Source organism: Pseudogracilibacillus amylolyticus (SeqCode), assembly GCF_051918545.1.
Classification (GTDB): Bacteria; Bacillota; Bacilli; order Bacillales; family Amphibacillaceae; genus Pseudogracilibacillus.
Map to the genome: position 1 here is coordinate 1 of NZ_JBPPZG010000120.1, position 12,354 is coordinate 12,354.

Here is a 12,354-nt window from a genome sequence, read left to right on the forward strand (position 1 = left end):
CTGCATAATGAAAATAGCCAGGTCTTAGACCAAGCTATAATTGAAGAAATAAGGGAAGAAAATATAAGAGAAATTACAAGTCAATGTATTAATGATTTAATTGAATTATATCACACATTTCCAGAAATCGAAACCATTCAAGAGAAATTAATGCCGATTGATGTAGATTCTGACACTTGCATGGAGTTGTTGGAATACTACAAACAACACACACAAATTGAAAATTAAGGAGGGATAGAAGTTTGTTAGACAATTTATTCGAAAATATTGGGGCAGTCTTTTTCCTGCCCTTATTTCTAACATTATTATCATGCATCATTGGTGCATACCATTTATTTTTGCCGAAAAAACTAAGAGGTAAAAATGGAAAGGAAGATAAATAATCTGTGACTATACAACTAACAGAAAACTGGATCTATTTTAATTGCAGCGAGAGCCAAGCAATGAGATTAGACGCGGTTTATCTAAAATCAAAAAAATGTTACCGTGTTCCGAATAATTTACACGCCATGCGTGAATTATGGAAAGAAGGCATAAAAACACCAGAATTGGCCGAAGCAGGAAAGCGAAGAAATGCAGAGTTAGAAAAGATTCTTTCGATAAAAAACAGTGAAATAACTATAGGTGAACCGAAACTAAGACCATATCAACAGACAGACATCGCTTTTTTGCTAGGTGTAAAACATGTCGGAATATTCAACCAACAAAGAACAGGAAAAACCCCGACCGCTTTAAAATTAATTGAACATGAAGGCTTTTCAAAGGGGATCATTGTTTGCCCTGCTTCCCTTGTCTATAATTGGCAAAAAGAACTAACAAAATGGACAACTTTGACATCATTAGTTGTGAAAGGAGATAAAAGAGAACGTACTAAACTATACCAACAGTATAGCCAAACGAATACGGTTTTAATCATTAGCTATGACACATTGAAATTAGACGTTGAACATTTAACCATACCAACCGATTTTATATTGCTGGATGAAGCACACTATATTTGCAACCACAAAACAGCAAGAGCGAAAGCCTGCTACCAATTAGGGAGGTATGCACAAAAAAGAATTGCTTTAACAGGAACACCTTCCAAAAACAAAGGTGTAGAAGTTTATGGGATTTTAAAATTTCTTTACCCGGAACAATTTCCTGGCTATTGGCAATTTGTGGATCGTTATTTCAAGATCTGGCATAGTCCTTGGGGAACAAAAGAAATCGGAAAACCAAAACGGCCAGACGAACTTCAAGAGATATTAAATACCATTAGTGTACAACGGAAGCGTGCCGAAGTAATGGGTTGGATTCCACCACGCACCGAAGAAACCATTATATTAGATATGGAGAAGAAACAAGAAAAACTCTATAAGTCTATGCTGAATGATTTTATTGCAGGTGATATAGATGCACCAAGCGTTTTATCGCAATTAACACGATTACGGCAAATTGCTTTAGCGCCAAGTATGTTAAACCTAGACGCACCGAGCGTAAAAGAAGAGTGGCTAAAGGAATATCTACAAAATGCGGAGTTTCCGTTTATCGTATTTTCAAATTTTAGTACGTATTTACGAAAGTTAGCAGAGGAATTACATGTTCCCATCATTGATGGAAAAACGCCAATATCCGAACGTCAAAAAATTGTGAATAGGTTTCAAGATGAGAAAATTAATGTGGTTTTTGCAAATATTGAAGCCGCAGGAACAGGATTGACACTAGATAGAGCGGAAGTTGTTGTTTTCTTAGACCGTCATTTTAGTCCGATCATGAACGAGCAAGCAGAAGATCGCATCGTACCGACAACTAAAGAAGCTAATCAAAAAGTGCATGTCATTGACTTAGTTTGTCGGAATACGGTAGATGAAAAAATTCATGATTTGTTAGCAAAGAAGGAAAATATCATTAAGCTAGTGAACAGTTACAAGAGTTTAAAAGAATTTTTATAAACATTAGAAGGAAAATGCGACATAAGCAAATTTTAAAAAAATGGATGAATAAAAAGGAGTGTATAGATAACTATGAAATTACCAGATTACAATTGGTACGAAGTGACCATGACCGTCGAGGTCACTCGCCGCGTCTTGGCAAAAGACGAAAATCACGCCAAAGGCAAAGTTGATACCTCGGATATGCTTCGCGAAATCGAGAACTACGGGTTCGACGAAGAACTTACTGTAAGAAAAATCGACGGAATTAAACCCGACGAATACGATTTTCTTGATGATTTGGCTGACCAATTCGTCAAAGGCATTTACAGCAATACGTTTGATATGCAGTTTGCCTTGTTCGAAAAAATGCGTCAGCTTAACCAAAAACTAATCGATAAAGGTAAACCGCCGTATAAACCAATCGTCTTAAACGATCTAACCGATGATTACATGAATACATTCATAAAGCGAATGAGTTCAGAAAAACGATAACGCTATATAAAGAGTTTTATAGCTTCTTGTAATTCAGAAGAATTGATTCCATTTATTAAAATAATTAAACACGATAAACATTTTCGTGAAATTGAATACGAAATCAATGTACATGAATAATTAAGTGAATGGAGAGGGGGAAAATCGTATGTTTAAAAATATTTTAATGGGTGTCGGTGTAGGGCTAGTTATTGTAGCGTTATTGTACATTGTGAACCATACAACAATTCAGATTCATATAGATTTTAACAATCAGCCAGATGTGCAACAGCTTCCGATAAAAAGTTCAGATTGGTTGTAAAATTTTTCTTGACTAAAAACGACAAAATAGTTTATACTTGTTTTATCAAGTCAATAACTAAGAGAAAGGAGCGACACCATGCAAACAGATGATATTCGCGTTTCTACGTTACTTGTTCGTTTAACGAAAGCGATAAACGATAAGATAACAACCGCAGCCAAGATGGAAGGAAAGACAAAAAACGATTATGTTTTAGATTTACTGTTTCATGACCTTAAAAAGAAAGGACTGATGGACTAGTGAAACTTTATGAAATCACAGACGCGTTACTTCAAGTTGAGGATTTATTAGAAGCAGGAGAAGATGTTCAAGACACCATAGACGCCTTACAATTATCGATGGAAGATAAAATCGAAGGATTGGTAAAAGTTATCCGTAACTTTGAAGCAAGCGCAGAAGCGAAGAAAAACGAAGCCAAGCGATTAAAAGAACAAGCCGAGAAAGACCAAGCTAACGCAGACCGATTAAAAGATTGGATAAAATTGAATCTCATTCGGTTAGGTAAGAAAAAAGTCGAAACAGACTTATTTAAAATTACCGTAACCAAACCAAGAGAAAAAGTAGAGGTTGATGAAACACGTTTACCAGATGATTATTTTATCATCAAACGAGAACCCATTTCAAAAACAGAATTAAAGAAATTGGTAAAAGAGCAAGAGATTCCAGGCGTTCAAATCGTCTTAGGTGAACCAGGTTTAATGATTAAATAAAAATTGGGAGGAAAGTAGTATGGGGCGTTTTAGTGGTAAAGCAAGACAAGCAAAACGACAAAAATTATTCGCCGCGATTGGTTTAATTGGGCCGAGCGGATCCGGTAAGACTTTAAGTGCATTGCGCTTAGCTTACGGGATGATGAAAGCAAAATATCCAGAAGCCAGTGAAGAAGAGTTATGGAAAAAAATCGGGTTAGTTGATACCGAGCATGAACGGTCATTGGTTTATGAAGGCATGAAAGTGGATGATTTAACGATTGGTTCATTTATCTTTATTCCGTTTGAACCGCCGTATGATCCAGAAAGCTATAACGACGCACAAAAGGAACTAAAGAAATTAGGTTGCGAAGTCTGTATTTTCGATAGTGCTTCTCATGGTTGGGAAGGCGAAGGTGGAATTCTTGAAATACAGCAAATGAATGGTGGCCGTTTCCAAGATTGGAAAGAAACAAACAAAGACTATCGTAAATTTATTAATGTGGTCACAGGAACAATGAATCACATACACACCATCAACACATTACGAACCAAACAAGAATATCAAGTTAACCGTTCCGAAGTCGACAACAAGCTAGAAGTCGTGAAACTAGGAACAAAACCAGTCACACGGGATTCTTTAGAATATGAGTTACAAATTGTATTCAATGTTGATATGGATCATATCGCGCACACATCTAAGGATAATACGTTAGGCATGTTCAAAAAACCAAGAACGCTAACAGAGGCAGACGGTGAAGTTATTATCAAATGGTTGGAACTAGGCGAAGATATTTATGCTGAACAAGAAAAAGAAAGGCAACAATATATTGGTTTAATTCGTGGGATGGAAACCGAAGTTGGAGAAGAAATAACGAAGTTAGTCCAAAGTTTAGAAAACCACAAAGCTATACAGAAACCATTAGAAGAATTTAATCTCGAATGGTTAGAAAAAACATATGGAATGGTTATGCAAAAAGCAAAAGAAATAGAAACCGCAAAAAATTAAATTAAATTAAAGAAAAAGGAGATTATTCATTATGGCATTCGTATTTAATTCTAGTAAGGCAAGCACAGGATTTGAACCAATCCCAGTAGGAACTGAACTCGAAATGATTATTCAGGAAGCTGAAGTAAAGACAGCGTCAACAGGAACAACATTCATTAATATGCGTGTAGTTGTACGTGACGACGTAGACCAACCCTATAAAGGCTATAAAATTTACCACAGACTCTTTTTTACAGAAAAAACAGAGGGAATCATTCATGGATTCTTAAAAGCAATCGGAACACCAGAAGGAAAAGCATTTGATGGTATTGATGATATTAAAAACTATATTATTGGAAAATCCTTTATTGGTCGCGTCGGGCAAGAAGAAAGTAAAGGAAATATCTACAATAACATTTCAAGTGTAAAAGAATCAAAATATTCAACAGTTGATAGCGGGCAACCCATTGATATTTCCGATGATGACCTACCATTTTGATGAATAACTAAACAAAGGGAAGTGTTAGTTCTTCCCTTTTTCTTTACAATAAGAATAGAGGTGATGATGAATGATAGCAACATTATTTTTTGGTGCTACGTGTATGTTAATCGGTATTATGGCCGGTGGAATGATTGAAAGGAGTGATACGCGTGATTGAAAATCCGATGGTCCGTTGGAAAGAAAAACCACACAAATTATGGCGACGAGATGTTTTTGATAACGCCATATGGACAGGGGATGAATACCTAGCACTTGATGATGATGTTTATCGCAAAGATGATTTAAGCTATGACGCTATAAAAATATTAAAACGTTATGGAGCAATCGAAGATATAGCAGAATAGAAGGAAATTGCGAAGGAGCGTAGGTTATGAAAATAAAATACTTTGATTTACTTATCATTATTTCCTCTATAGTAGAGGATAACGCATTGTACACTATTGATGATTTATATGAGTATTTGGAAGAACACCATGAGATGGAAATTAGACTTACCGATTAACATGTATCTTTTAACGTACAATTTGATGAAACTGTGTAATGGATAATTGAAAGAAATTGCGAAGTAAAAGGAGGTTTTTAAAATGGAAGAAGTATCATTGGAAAAATGTAAATGGTGTAATGGAACGGGAAACGGAGCATCTCACATTATGGATACCCCATATCCTTGCCCTGATTGTGAAGGAACAGGGTATAAGGAAGGTAAAAGAGCCGAATGGTATATTGATTATTTGATGGATTATAGTGAATAGTACGGAAAAATTATGAAGTGGAGGCGAAAATTGCCATGGCTAACATAATATATGTCATACGGCGCAGAACAGACCTAGAAACGTCGCTAGCAACGTCATACAGAGACGAAAATACATTAGAGCAGGTTTACAATTGCACAAAAAAACATTGGAAGGTGAATTCAAATGAATGCAAATAAATTACTGTTTGAAGCTAACAAAATCTTTTGGGATGAAAAACTGACTGATTATGAAGTCGCAAACGAATTACTTGATTTAATGGACAGTAATAGAGAAACAGTTGAAGCATACAGAGAGCTAAATGCCGCCTACAGAGTGCTAAACATATGGAGTCGAACAGAAACCGAAACAGGTACTTATTTAGACCTAGTTCAGCAGTTGCTAGCGTTGGAGGGAAAATCATGACCGATAAGGAACGGTTGGAAGAAATTAAAAGTAGAGTATGGAAAGACAAAGGCACTTATGCAATGGGAGATTATAGCCAAAGGGAAGGTTATATTTACACACTATCGGATTATGATTATGAATGGCTTATCGAACAAGCTGAACGTGTTCAAGAAGTGGAAGAAGAACTAAAAGAATCAAGGGCAATGTACAGTGTCGTAAATGGAGAACGTATTCGCTACAAACAGGCTTTGGAAGAGATATTAGGTTTAGATATCGACGTGTCTATCTATGATTATTCGGGAGATGTTATAACGATCGCTGCGGAAGCTTTGTATAGGAGAGAAGCTAGGTGAGAAATGAAATCAAAAGCGAATTAAATAAATTTTAGGAGGACCCGAACAATGAAACTGAAAGATGTTGAAACGTACGAGGATTGGAAAGCAAAACAGAATGGCGATGGATACGGACTTGCTTGTTTCAGGTATGCAGAAAACTGGGCAAATCTCATGGAAGAAGAAATGAAAAATGGTGCAAAAATTAAAGATATTGCAGATAGATTATCTCATGAAGCTGACACAGAAGGAATTACAGGTTTTATGTACGGGGCTTCTGTAAGTATCCTGACACAATGTTGGGAGCATGGAGAAGAGCTAAGGAAGTGGCATAACAAGGAATATGACTATGAAGGTGATGGAGTAGTTAATCCTGCTGTTTTATCAATCAAAACAAATAACTAATTGGGGGAATAAAAATGAAAATGAAAAAATTAGAACACGACTTATTAACAGAGAAATATACGGAAGTTTATCACGAAGAAGAATTTCAATTCAATGCGCCTCACACTTTTGACGTAGTAACTGATAAGGACAGATTAGACGGTAAAGGTCAACTACCAGTAGCGATACAGAGAATCCATTTCCAAGAGGGCGCAATCAAAGAGCATGGTGTTAATGGTGTTATGAATGAGGATTTAATCGCTATGATTATTTGTCGATTAGAACACTTCAACCAATCCGAATTTCGTTGTAGAGAAAATTCAATGGCAATTACAAAATTAGAAGAAGCGTTGCTTTGGCTTAGAAAACGAACAATGGGCAGAGAAAAGCGTGGTGTAGAAGGTACTCATACTAGGTAAATTATGTCGCACTTCGACCAAATACCAAACTAATAAATTAAGAGAAAGAAGGGGTATGGATGGGTGACCGGTTGGAAGAGATAAAGGAACATACTGCATGGACTATAGATAACGGTCTTCAACCTAGATTAGATGACTATGATCTTGCTTGGCTTATTAATCGTGTGAAGGAATTGGAAGATAAAACAAACCAACGCTACAAACAGGCTTTGGAGTTTTATGCAGACGAAGAAAATTATGAGCCGTTAAACATGGAAGTTGGCGCAATGACAAAAGATGGATACAAGGTAGCAAAATACAGAAGTGAGCCAAAGATTGAAATGGATAAAGGACAAAAAGCACGTCAAGCCCTGGAAGGTGATAAACCATGAGGGGTAACAAAAGAAAAGCATTAAGCAAAACGCCTACTAAAGTAATTATTAATATGGATATTGCTGTAGAAGCCTTGAATAAAACACAAATTAAGAATCTCCATGAGATCATGGAAAGATTGACTAAGTGGGATGAGATGTATCAAGAAAAGTATGTGCGGAATTGAACCAAAATGTTGATTAAGGAGAACGAGTAAATGGCGAGAATTTTTCTAAAGGCATATGTAGCTATAAACATAGTTGTAATAGTTATAAATTTAGTGCTTAACATTTTAAACGACACAGTAGTCCATTTATTGGGCAGGGATGACTGGCTTATTTTCATGATTGCTTGTGGTGCGTTGGCGATAACTGAAGTATTGGAGGAATCAAAATGAGGGAATTTAAGTTTAGGGCTTGGGATAAAGAGGAAAGTGAGTTTATTGATATAAAATCATTTGGCTTCTTAGAAAGTGGAGATGTCTGGTACGTACAAGCAATTGATGAGTATGAACGAGAGATTGAACCGCCTTACTTCACTGGTGAAGATGAATTGGTGATTATGCAATACACAGGACTGATTGATATAAACAATACAGAAGTATTTGAAGGAGATATATTGAAATTCACCAATGATGATTTTGCTTATGTATCTTTTTATGAAGGAAAATATATCACGATAACAACTTATGAAGGAAAGTATACGGCAAGAAGTGATTTTGAAGATATGGATTTAGACGAAGCGTTGAGAATTGGTGAGGTTATCGGGAATATATACGAAAACCCAGAATTACTTAAATAAACTAATCAATAATCCGACCAAATTGTGAAGGAGTGAAAATTATGACAGTCGAGGAATTAATTGAGGAATTGAAACAAATTGTTGATTAACTGAATTGAAGGAGGTTTAAAAAATGAGTGAACGTTTGAATGAAATAAAGCAAAGATTTAAAGCTATGAATGAATTAGAAAGTTTTAGGAAATTAGCACCAACAGAATTGTTTTTTTGATGATATAGATTACCTTATCCAACAAGCTGAACGTGTTGAAAAACTAGAGAAAGAAAACCATAAACTTAATTTTGAAATTGGTAGTTATTCATTACAAATAAGCGAAATATCACGTTGTTTAAATAAAGAGGTAGAAGATTTAAAGAAACTATCTTCCCATATGTTAAGAGGTGGAAATAAGTGAAAGAAGGTATTGGTTGGTTTTTAGGTTTTGCTTGTGGAGTGTTATTTACGCTAATCATTATGGGATTGTTTTAGGAGATGGTGTTTTTGCAAACTTTAATTGATTTGATAAGTGAGTTAAGAAAGGTGGATAGAAAATGACAAAAGAAACGTGGGTATTACGATTGAAAGACGAATCCAAAGAAGAAGATATGGTTGGTGAATATTATTTAGATGATAATGGCGAAGAAATGGACTGGTTAACGCAAGATTTAAATAATGCAACAGTATTCGATGATAAGGAACGTGCAATAAATAACTTCAAATTGTATGAAAGGGCGATTTTTGAAAAGTTTGGAGAAGATGCAATATGTAATTTCGGATACACAAACATTATGAAGAATTTTGAATTTGTGCAAGTGGAAATAACGGAATTAAAGTAATTCGAAGTTCGACTAAACTCCACCCTAATGTATACGTTCGATGTAAACATTAATTATTCGACAAGAAAGGGAGATAAACAAATGAATGAACTTTTACTACCACTTATGCAGGAATATCAACGACTAATGGAAATTGAAAATAAATTTGAAGAATGGAAAAAGAAGAACCCGGAATTAGGCTCATGGAAATATGAAGGTCAAAGGGTATCAAAGGCACGGTTTGAACGAATAGGTGTAATAATTAGACAAACCATGATTGATTTTGAACGGAATCATAAAGGATATTAATAGGAGGAAAAATAAATGCAAAACTTAAACGATTTAACCATAAGAATACAAGATTGGGCCATTGATCGTGGTTTAGATACTGCTGATCCAAATAAACAGATGTTAAAACTGATGGAGGAAGTTGGGGAATTAGCGCAGGGAATGGCTAAGGATAACCGCAAACAAGTGATTGATTCTATTGGTGATATATATGTGGTCCTCACCATCCTGTCCATGCAGTTGAATTTAAGAGTAGATGGATGTGTTCGTAAGGCTTATGACGAAATAAAAGACAGGCAAGGCAAAATGGTGAATGGCATCTACATTAAGGAGGAAGATTTATAAATGAACCATCTAAACCACGCTATTGAGGAATTTGCAAAAACAGCTAACAACCAAGAAAACAAAGGTATCACCAAATACGGTAAGCCTTTGAATCCTTACGACAATTACGATTGGCTGGATATGGAGTTTGAAGAGTTGGTAGATGCAGCCAAATATAATCGTGCAGAAAAAAGGAAACGCGACTTTGCGATTGGTAGAATACGTGAAATCATCATCAAAGAATGCGAGTTTGATACGCAAGTCCAAATAAACAACTGGCTTGATTTTGTGCAAGGTAAATAAATAAAACATCTAAGAACGGAAGTGAGGTGATACTCTTTGCTCAAATACATTGAACTGAACGATGATAGAGAACCAATGGACAAATTAACCACCTTCTCAACAGATCATAAAAATTATAAAAATGCTGCTATCTTATTGGACAACAAAACAGTTGTTGTTGACTTTGATGATACGGATTCAGTAAAAGTAGGCAATCTTATTTTTAATCAGTTCCCAACTTTAAAAGTGCATACCAGGAGAGGTTTTCACCTTTATTATCGTAAACCGAAAGGCGTGTATTTAAAAAACTGGGTAGGCAAACTAACCAATAGTGGTGTGGTTGTTGATTATAAACATACTACAAAACAACCCATCATCATTAAACAAAATAACACCATGCGAAAAATGGAAAATGATAATTTATTGGGCGAGTGGGAAAGCTTACCCGAACTCCCTTTTCATTTATGGCCTAATAAACTATCGGAAGTTTTGTACGGACTGAAGGACGGCCAAGGTCGTAACAGTAAATTATATAGCCATCTATTAACCACAAAAGAAATGTATAAGCAAGATGTTAAAGATTTGGCTACGTTTATTAATAATCGTGTTTTCGGCGAACCGTTAAAAGAACGAGAGTTAGAAAATATATTGGGTAGTGTGAACTCTAAAAATATAGAGGACGCTCCAAATAAATTTTTGAACAAGAAAGATATGATTATGACTAGTGAGGTTTTAGTGGAGAGGTTGGATATACACTATTTTCGTAATAAATTGTTTTTCAGGTCAGATGATCATTATATATCCGAAGAAAATTTATTATTACGGGCCATTGATCAATTAATCAAATTAAAGCCAAACCAACATAAAGAGTTGAAAGAATTATTTAAGATTAAAGCCACTCTACAAAACGATGACGATTTGCCAGTACAATTTAACAATGGGTATTGTCTTTATGACAATGAAATTGTTGAAATCGATCCAGGCTTCACACCTTTTTATTTAAATGTGGCATACGATGAAAATGCATATGACGAACACGTAGATAAATTCTTAGATTGGTTTACGTGTAAAAGAAAAGATTTACGCAAATTTATCGAAGAAATATTCGGCCACATTATCATGACAAAGAACTTCCCTCATCGTTCCTTTTTCTTCTGGGGTGAGAGCGGTAGTAACGGAAAATCAACGCTTATCAAAATGATGCAGGCTTTTGCGGATGGATTACACACGAACGTACCATTGGACAAATTCGATGACGACACAACGGTTTTTAGTCTGGTGGGCAAGTTATTAAACGTAGCTGATGATATTAATGCTAGTTATTTAGATAAATCTAGTAACTTTAAAACAATCGCTTCTGGTGATCCAGTCATGATTCGTCCTATTTATTCACCTGCAACGACATTGAATAATAAAGGGACACTTATATTTACTTGTAACGAAATCCCTGTCTTTAAAGATAAATCAGGTGGAATTAAGAGAAGAATACGAGTTATACCATGTGATGCAAGAGTATCCGAAAGGGATATGGATATTGATGAAAAGCTTTCTACTGACAATGCTAAGTCTTATATATTAAGGCTTGCTATTGAAGGAATGCAACGCATCGTTAAACAAGGTGATATGTCTCATTGTAAGGCAGTTGATGATATTACAAAAGAATATTTTGTTCAATCTGATAGCGTGCTTGGTTTCTTGGAAAATTACAGCGTTGAGGGTAAGGAAATGAAGAACGCTTATATGCAGTATACATTATATTGTGATCAATCTGGGTTTAAAGCGGTTGGGTCTACTGAATTCGGTAGAAGGTTAGCAAAAGAAGGTTATGACAAAAAACAAATAAGAAGAAACGGTAAAAAACCGTACATTTATTTTAGAAAAGACAAAGTGTCTTAAATTTTGTCTTAAGATGAATAGAAAAAGCAAAGACATGCTCTAAGCGTTGGTGCACAAGGGATTGAGTTTATTTGTTAAATATCAAGTGTCTTAAGATCAAAAATACATCTTAAGACACCTCAAACCCTTATTATATATAGTATTATTAATATATTTTTCTTTTTGTCTTAAGATAAAACAATAATATTATTATAAAAATAAAGATTAAGTAATAGAGAAGGAGTTAAAAAATATAAAAGAATATCAAATAAATTTAAGACAGTGGAGTGGAACCTAGAACTGGTAAGGTTTTACCGTGTTTTTGATCTTGTGACACGATCTTGTGACACTTAATTAAAAGGAGGATCTCAATGGATGATAAAATAATTCAAATTATGCCTGCACCAGATAATTTATATGCTCAATATAAAATGGATGAAGGCGATATACACGAATCAAAAGTACTTTGTCTAGGCTTA

25 protein-coding genes are annotated in these 12,354 nt (G+C 35.1%); all 25 read left to right on the forward strand.

Annotated elements, in window-relative coordinates; translation table 11 throughout:
- On the forward strand, positions 1-228 hold a 228-nt coding region (locus tag ACPYKA_RS13225; protein ID WP_479542725.1), incomplete at its 5' end, for a hypothetical protein.
- A 14-nt stretch (positions 229-242) separates the two neighbouring features.
- Positions 243-383 (forward strand): hypothetical protein, encoded by a 141-nt coding sequence (locus ACPYKA_RS13230; protein ID WP_479542726.1) that lies wholly within the window; start codon positions 243-245, stop codon positions 381-383.
- A gap of 3 nt (positions 384-386) precedes the next feature.
- A complete protein-coding gene (locus ACPYKA_RS13235) occupies positions 387-1,934 on the forward strand; it encodes a DEAD/DEAH box helicase (RefSeq protein WP_479542727.1) in 1,548 nt (515 codons plus the stop codon).
- Between the two features lie 72 nt (positions 1,935-2,006).
- Complete coding sequence (locus tag ACPYKA_RS13240) at positions 2,007-2,408, forward strand: hypothetical protein (RefSeq protein ID WP_479542728.1); 402 nt, start codon at positions 2,007-2,009, stop codon at positions 2,406-2,408.
- Positions 2,409-2,556: 148 nt separating this feature from the next.
- Positions 2,557-2,709 carry a hypothetical protein gene (locus tag ACPYKA_RS13245; protein ID WP_479542729.1) on the forward strand — a complete coding sequence of 51 codons (153 nt, stop codon included), beginning with the start codon at positions 2,557-2,559 and terminating at the stop codon, positions 2,707-2,709.
- 78 nt (positions 2,710-2,787) lie between these two features.
- Positions 2,788-2,949 carry a toxin-antitoxin system HicB family antitoxin gene (locus ACPYKA_RS13250; RefSeq protein WP_479542730.1) on the forward strand — a complete coding sequence of 54 codons (162 nt, stop codon included), beginning with the start codon at positions 2,788-2,790 and terminating at the stop codon, positions 2,947-2,949.
- The gene (locus ACPYKA_RS13255) at positions 2,949-3,419 is read left to right on the forward strand and encodes a siphovirus Gp157 family protein (RefSeq protein ID WP_479542731.1); all 471 of its coding nucleotides are present in this window, start codon (positions 2,949-2,951) and stop codon (positions 3,417-3,419) included. The genes ACPYKA_RS13250 and ACPYKA_RS13255 overlap by 1 nt, the downstream gene beginning before the upstream one ends.
- 19 nt (positions 3,420-3,438) lie before the next feature.
- A complete protein-coding gene (locus tag ACPYKA_RS13260) occupies positions 3,439-4,407 on the forward strand; it encodes an AAA family ATPase (RefSeq protein ID WP_479542732.1) in 969 nt (322 codons plus the stop codon).
- Positions 4,408-4,438: 31 nt separating this feature from the next.
- A complete protein-coding gene (locus ACPYKA_RS13265) occupies positions 4,439-4,885 on the forward strand; it encodes a DUF669 domain-containing protein (protein WP_479542733.1) in 447 nt (148 codons plus the stop codon).
- Positions 4,886-5,037: 152 nt separating this feature from the next.
- On the forward strand, positions 5,038-5,232 hold the full coding sequence (locus tag ACPYKA_RS13270) for a hypothetical protein (protein WP_479542734.1): 195 nt from the start codon (positions 5,038-5,040) through the stop codon (positions 5,230-5,232).
- 26 nt (positions 5,233-5,258) lie between these two features.
- On the forward strand, positions 5,259-5,390 hold the full coding sequence (locus ACPYKA_RS13275; protein WP_479542735.1) for a hypothetical protein: 132 nt from the start codon (positions 5,259-5,261) through the stop codon (positions 5,388-5,390).
- 82 nt (positions 5,391-5,472) lie between these two features.
- A complete protein-coding gene (locus ACPYKA_RS13280; protein WP_479542736.1) occupies positions 5,473-5,640 on the forward strand; it encodes a hypothetical protein in 168 nt (55 codons plus the stop codon).
- A 165-nt stretch (positions 5,641-5,805) separates the two neighbouring features.
- Complete coding sequence (locus tag ACPYKA_RS13285; protein WP_479542737.1) at positions 5,806-6,045, forward strand: hypothetical protein; 240 nt, start codon at positions 5,806-5,808, stop codon at positions 6,043-6,045.
- Positions 6,042-6,380 carry a hypothetical protein gene (locus tag ACPYKA_RS13290; RefSeq protein ID WP_479542738.1) on the forward strand — a complete coding sequence of 113 codons (339 nt, stop codon included), beginning with the start codon at positions 6,042-6,044 and terminating at the stop codon, positions 6,378-6,380. Before ACPYKA_RS13285 ends, ACPYKA_RS13290 begins: the two co-directional genes overlap by 4 nt.
- 48 nt (positions 6,381-6,428) lie before the next feature.
- Positions 6,429-6,764 carry a hypothetical protein gene (locus tag ACPYKA_RS13295; RefSeq protein ID WP_479542739.1) on the forward strand — a complete coding sequence of 112 codons (336 nt, stop codon included), beginning with the start codon at positions 6,429-6,431 and terminating at the stop codon, positions 6,762-6,764.
- Between the two features lie 14 nt (positions 6,765-6,778).
- On the forward strand, positions 6,779-7,162 hold the full coding sequence (locus ACPYKA_RS13300; RefSeq protein WP_479542740.1) for an Acb2/Tad1 domain-containing protein: 384 nt from the start codon (positions 6,779-6,781) through the stop codon (positions 7,160-7,162).
- A gap of 59 nt (positions 7,163-7,221) precedes the next feature.
- Entirely contained in the window at positions 7,222-7,533 is a 312-nt protein-coding gene (locus ACPYKA_RS13305; protein ID WP_479542741.1) for a hypothetical protein, read from the forward strand.
- Positions 7,530-7,700 (forward strand): hypothetical protein, encoded by a 171-nt coding sequence (locus ACPYKA_RS13310; RefSeq protein WP_479542742.1) that lies wholly within the window; start codon positions 7,530-7,532, stop codon positions 7,698-7,700. The genes ACPYKA_RS13305 and ACPYKA_RS13310 overlap by 4 nt, the downstream gene beginning before the upstream one ends.
- Before the next feature lie 30 nt (positions 7,701-7,730).
- Positions 7,731-7,910: a hypothetical protein gene (locus ACPYKA_RS13315; protein ID WP_479542743.1), complete on the forward strand. Its 180-nt coding sequence runs from the start codon at positions 7,731-7,733 to the stop codon at positions 7,908-7,910.
- Positions 7,907-8,314, forward strand: a complete 408-nt coding sequence (locus tag ACPYKA_RS13320) for a YopX family protein (RefSeq protein WP_479542744.1) — start codon at positions 7,907-7,909, stop codon at positions 8,312-8,314. The genes ACPYKA_RS13315 and ACPYKA_RS13320 overlap by 4 nt, the downstream gene beginning before the upstream one ends.
- A gap of 528 nt (positions 8,315-8,842) precedes the next feature.
- The gene (locus ACPYKA_RS13325; protein WP_479542745.1) at positions 8,843-9,127 is read left to right on the forward strand and encodes a hypothetical protein; all 285 of its coding nucleotides are present in this window, start codon (positions 8,843-8,845) and stop codon (positions 9,125-9,127) included.
- 81 nt (positions 9,128-9,208) lie between these two features.
- Positions 9,209-9,415, forward strand: coding sequence for a hypothetical protein (locus tag ACPYKA_RS13330; protein ID WP_479542746.1), 207 nt, complete (start codon positions 9,209-9,211; stop codon positions 9,413-9,415).
- 15 nt (positions 9,416-9,430) lie between these two features.
- Positions 9,431-9,739, forward strand: a complete 309-nt coding sequence (locus ACPYKA_RS13335) for a MazG-like family protein (protein WP_479542747.1) — start codon at positions 9,431-9,433, stop codon at positions 9,737-9,739.
- Positions 9,740-10,021 (forward strand): hypothetical protein, encoded by a 282-nt coding sequence (locus tag ACPYKA_RS13340; RefSeq protein WP_479542748.1) that lies wholly within the window; start codon positions 9,740-9,742, stop codon positions 10,019-10,021.
- Positions 10,022-10,057: 36 nt separating this feature from the next.
- Complete coding sequence (locus tag ACPYKA_RS13345; RefSeq protein WP_479542749.1) at positions 10,058-11,896, forward strand: phage/plasmid primase, P4 family; 1,839 nt, start codon at positions 10,058-10,060, stop codon at positions 11,894-11,896.
- Positions 11,897-12,354 lie beyond the last annotated feature (458 nt).

Coding starts and splice junctions, on each gene's coding strand:
- ACPYKA_RS13310 (WP_479542742.1), top strand. CDS start 7,530: ATGAGGGGTAACAAAAGAAAAGCATTAAGCAAAACGCCTACTAAAGTA.
- ACPYKA_RS13265 (WP_479542733.1), top strand. CDS start 4,439: ATGGCATTCGTATTTAATTCTAGTAAGGCAAGCACAGGATTTGAACCA.
- ACPYKA_RS13280 (WP_479542736.1), top strand. CDS start 5,473: ATGGAAGAAGTATCATTGGAAAAATGTAAATGGTGTAATGGAACGGGA.
- ACPYKA_RS13325 (WP_479542745.1), top strand. CDS start 8,843: ATGACAAAAGAAACGTGGGTATTACGATTGAAAGACGAATCCAAAGAA.
- ACPYKA_RS13320 (WP_479542744.1), top strand. CDS start 7,907: ATGAGGGAATTTAAGTTTAGGGCTTGGGATAAAGAGGAAAGTGAGTTT.
- ACPYKA_RS13245 (WP_479542729.1), top strand. CDS start 2,557: ATGTTTAAAAATATTTTAATGGGTGTCGGTGTAGGGCTAGTTATTGTA.
- ACPYKA_RS13340 (WP_479542748.1), top strand. CDS start 9,740: ATGAACCATCTAAACCACGCTATTGAGGAATTTGCAAAAACAGCTAAC.
- ACPYKA_RS13260 (WP_479542732.1), top strand. CDS start 3,439: ATGGGGCGTTTTAGTGGTAAAGCAAGACAAGCAAAACGACAAAAATTA.
- ACPYKA_RS13305 (WP_479542741.1), top strand. CDS start 7,222: ATGGGTGACCGGTTGGAAGAGATAAAGGAACATACTGCATGGACTATA.
- ACPYKA_RS13285 (WP_479542737.1), top strand. CDS start 5,806: ATGAATGCAAATAAATTACTGTTTGAAGCTAACAAAATCTTTTGGGAT.
- ACPYKA_RS13295 (WP_479542739.1), top strand. CDS start 6,429: ATGAAACTGAAAGATGTTGAAACGTACGAGGATTGGAAAGCAAAACAG.
- ACPYKA_RS13240 (WP_479542728.1), top strand. CDS start 2,007: ATGAAATTACCAGATTACAATTGGTACGAAGTGACCATGACCGTCGAG.
- ACPYKA_RS13335 (WP_479542747.1), top strand. CDS start 9,431: ATGCAAAACTTAAACGATTTAACCATAAGAATACAAGATTGGGCCATT.
- ACPYKA_RS13250 (WP_479542730.1), top strand. CDS start 2,788: ATGCAAACAGATGATATTCGCGTTTCTACGTTACTTGTTCGTTTAACG.
- ACPYKA_RS13300 (WP_479542740.1), top strand. CDS start 6,779: ATGAAAATGAAAAAATTAGAACACGACTTATTAACAGAGAAATATACG.
- ACPYKA_RS13315 (WP_479542743.1), top strand. CDS start 7,731: ATGGCGAGAATTTTTCTAAAGGCATATGTAGCTATAAACATAGTTGTA.
- ACPYKA_RS13275 (WP_479542735.1), top strand. CDS start 5,259: ATGAAAATAAAATACTTTGATTTACTTATCATTATTTCCTCTATAGTA.
- ACPYKA_RS13330 (WP_479542746.1), top strand. CDS start 9,209: ATGAATGAACTTTTACTACCACTTATGCAGGAATATCAACGACTAATG.
- ACPYKA_RS13290 (WP_479542738.1), top strand. CDS start 6,042: ATGACCGATAAGGAACGGTTGGAAGAAATTAAAAGTAGAGTATGGAAA.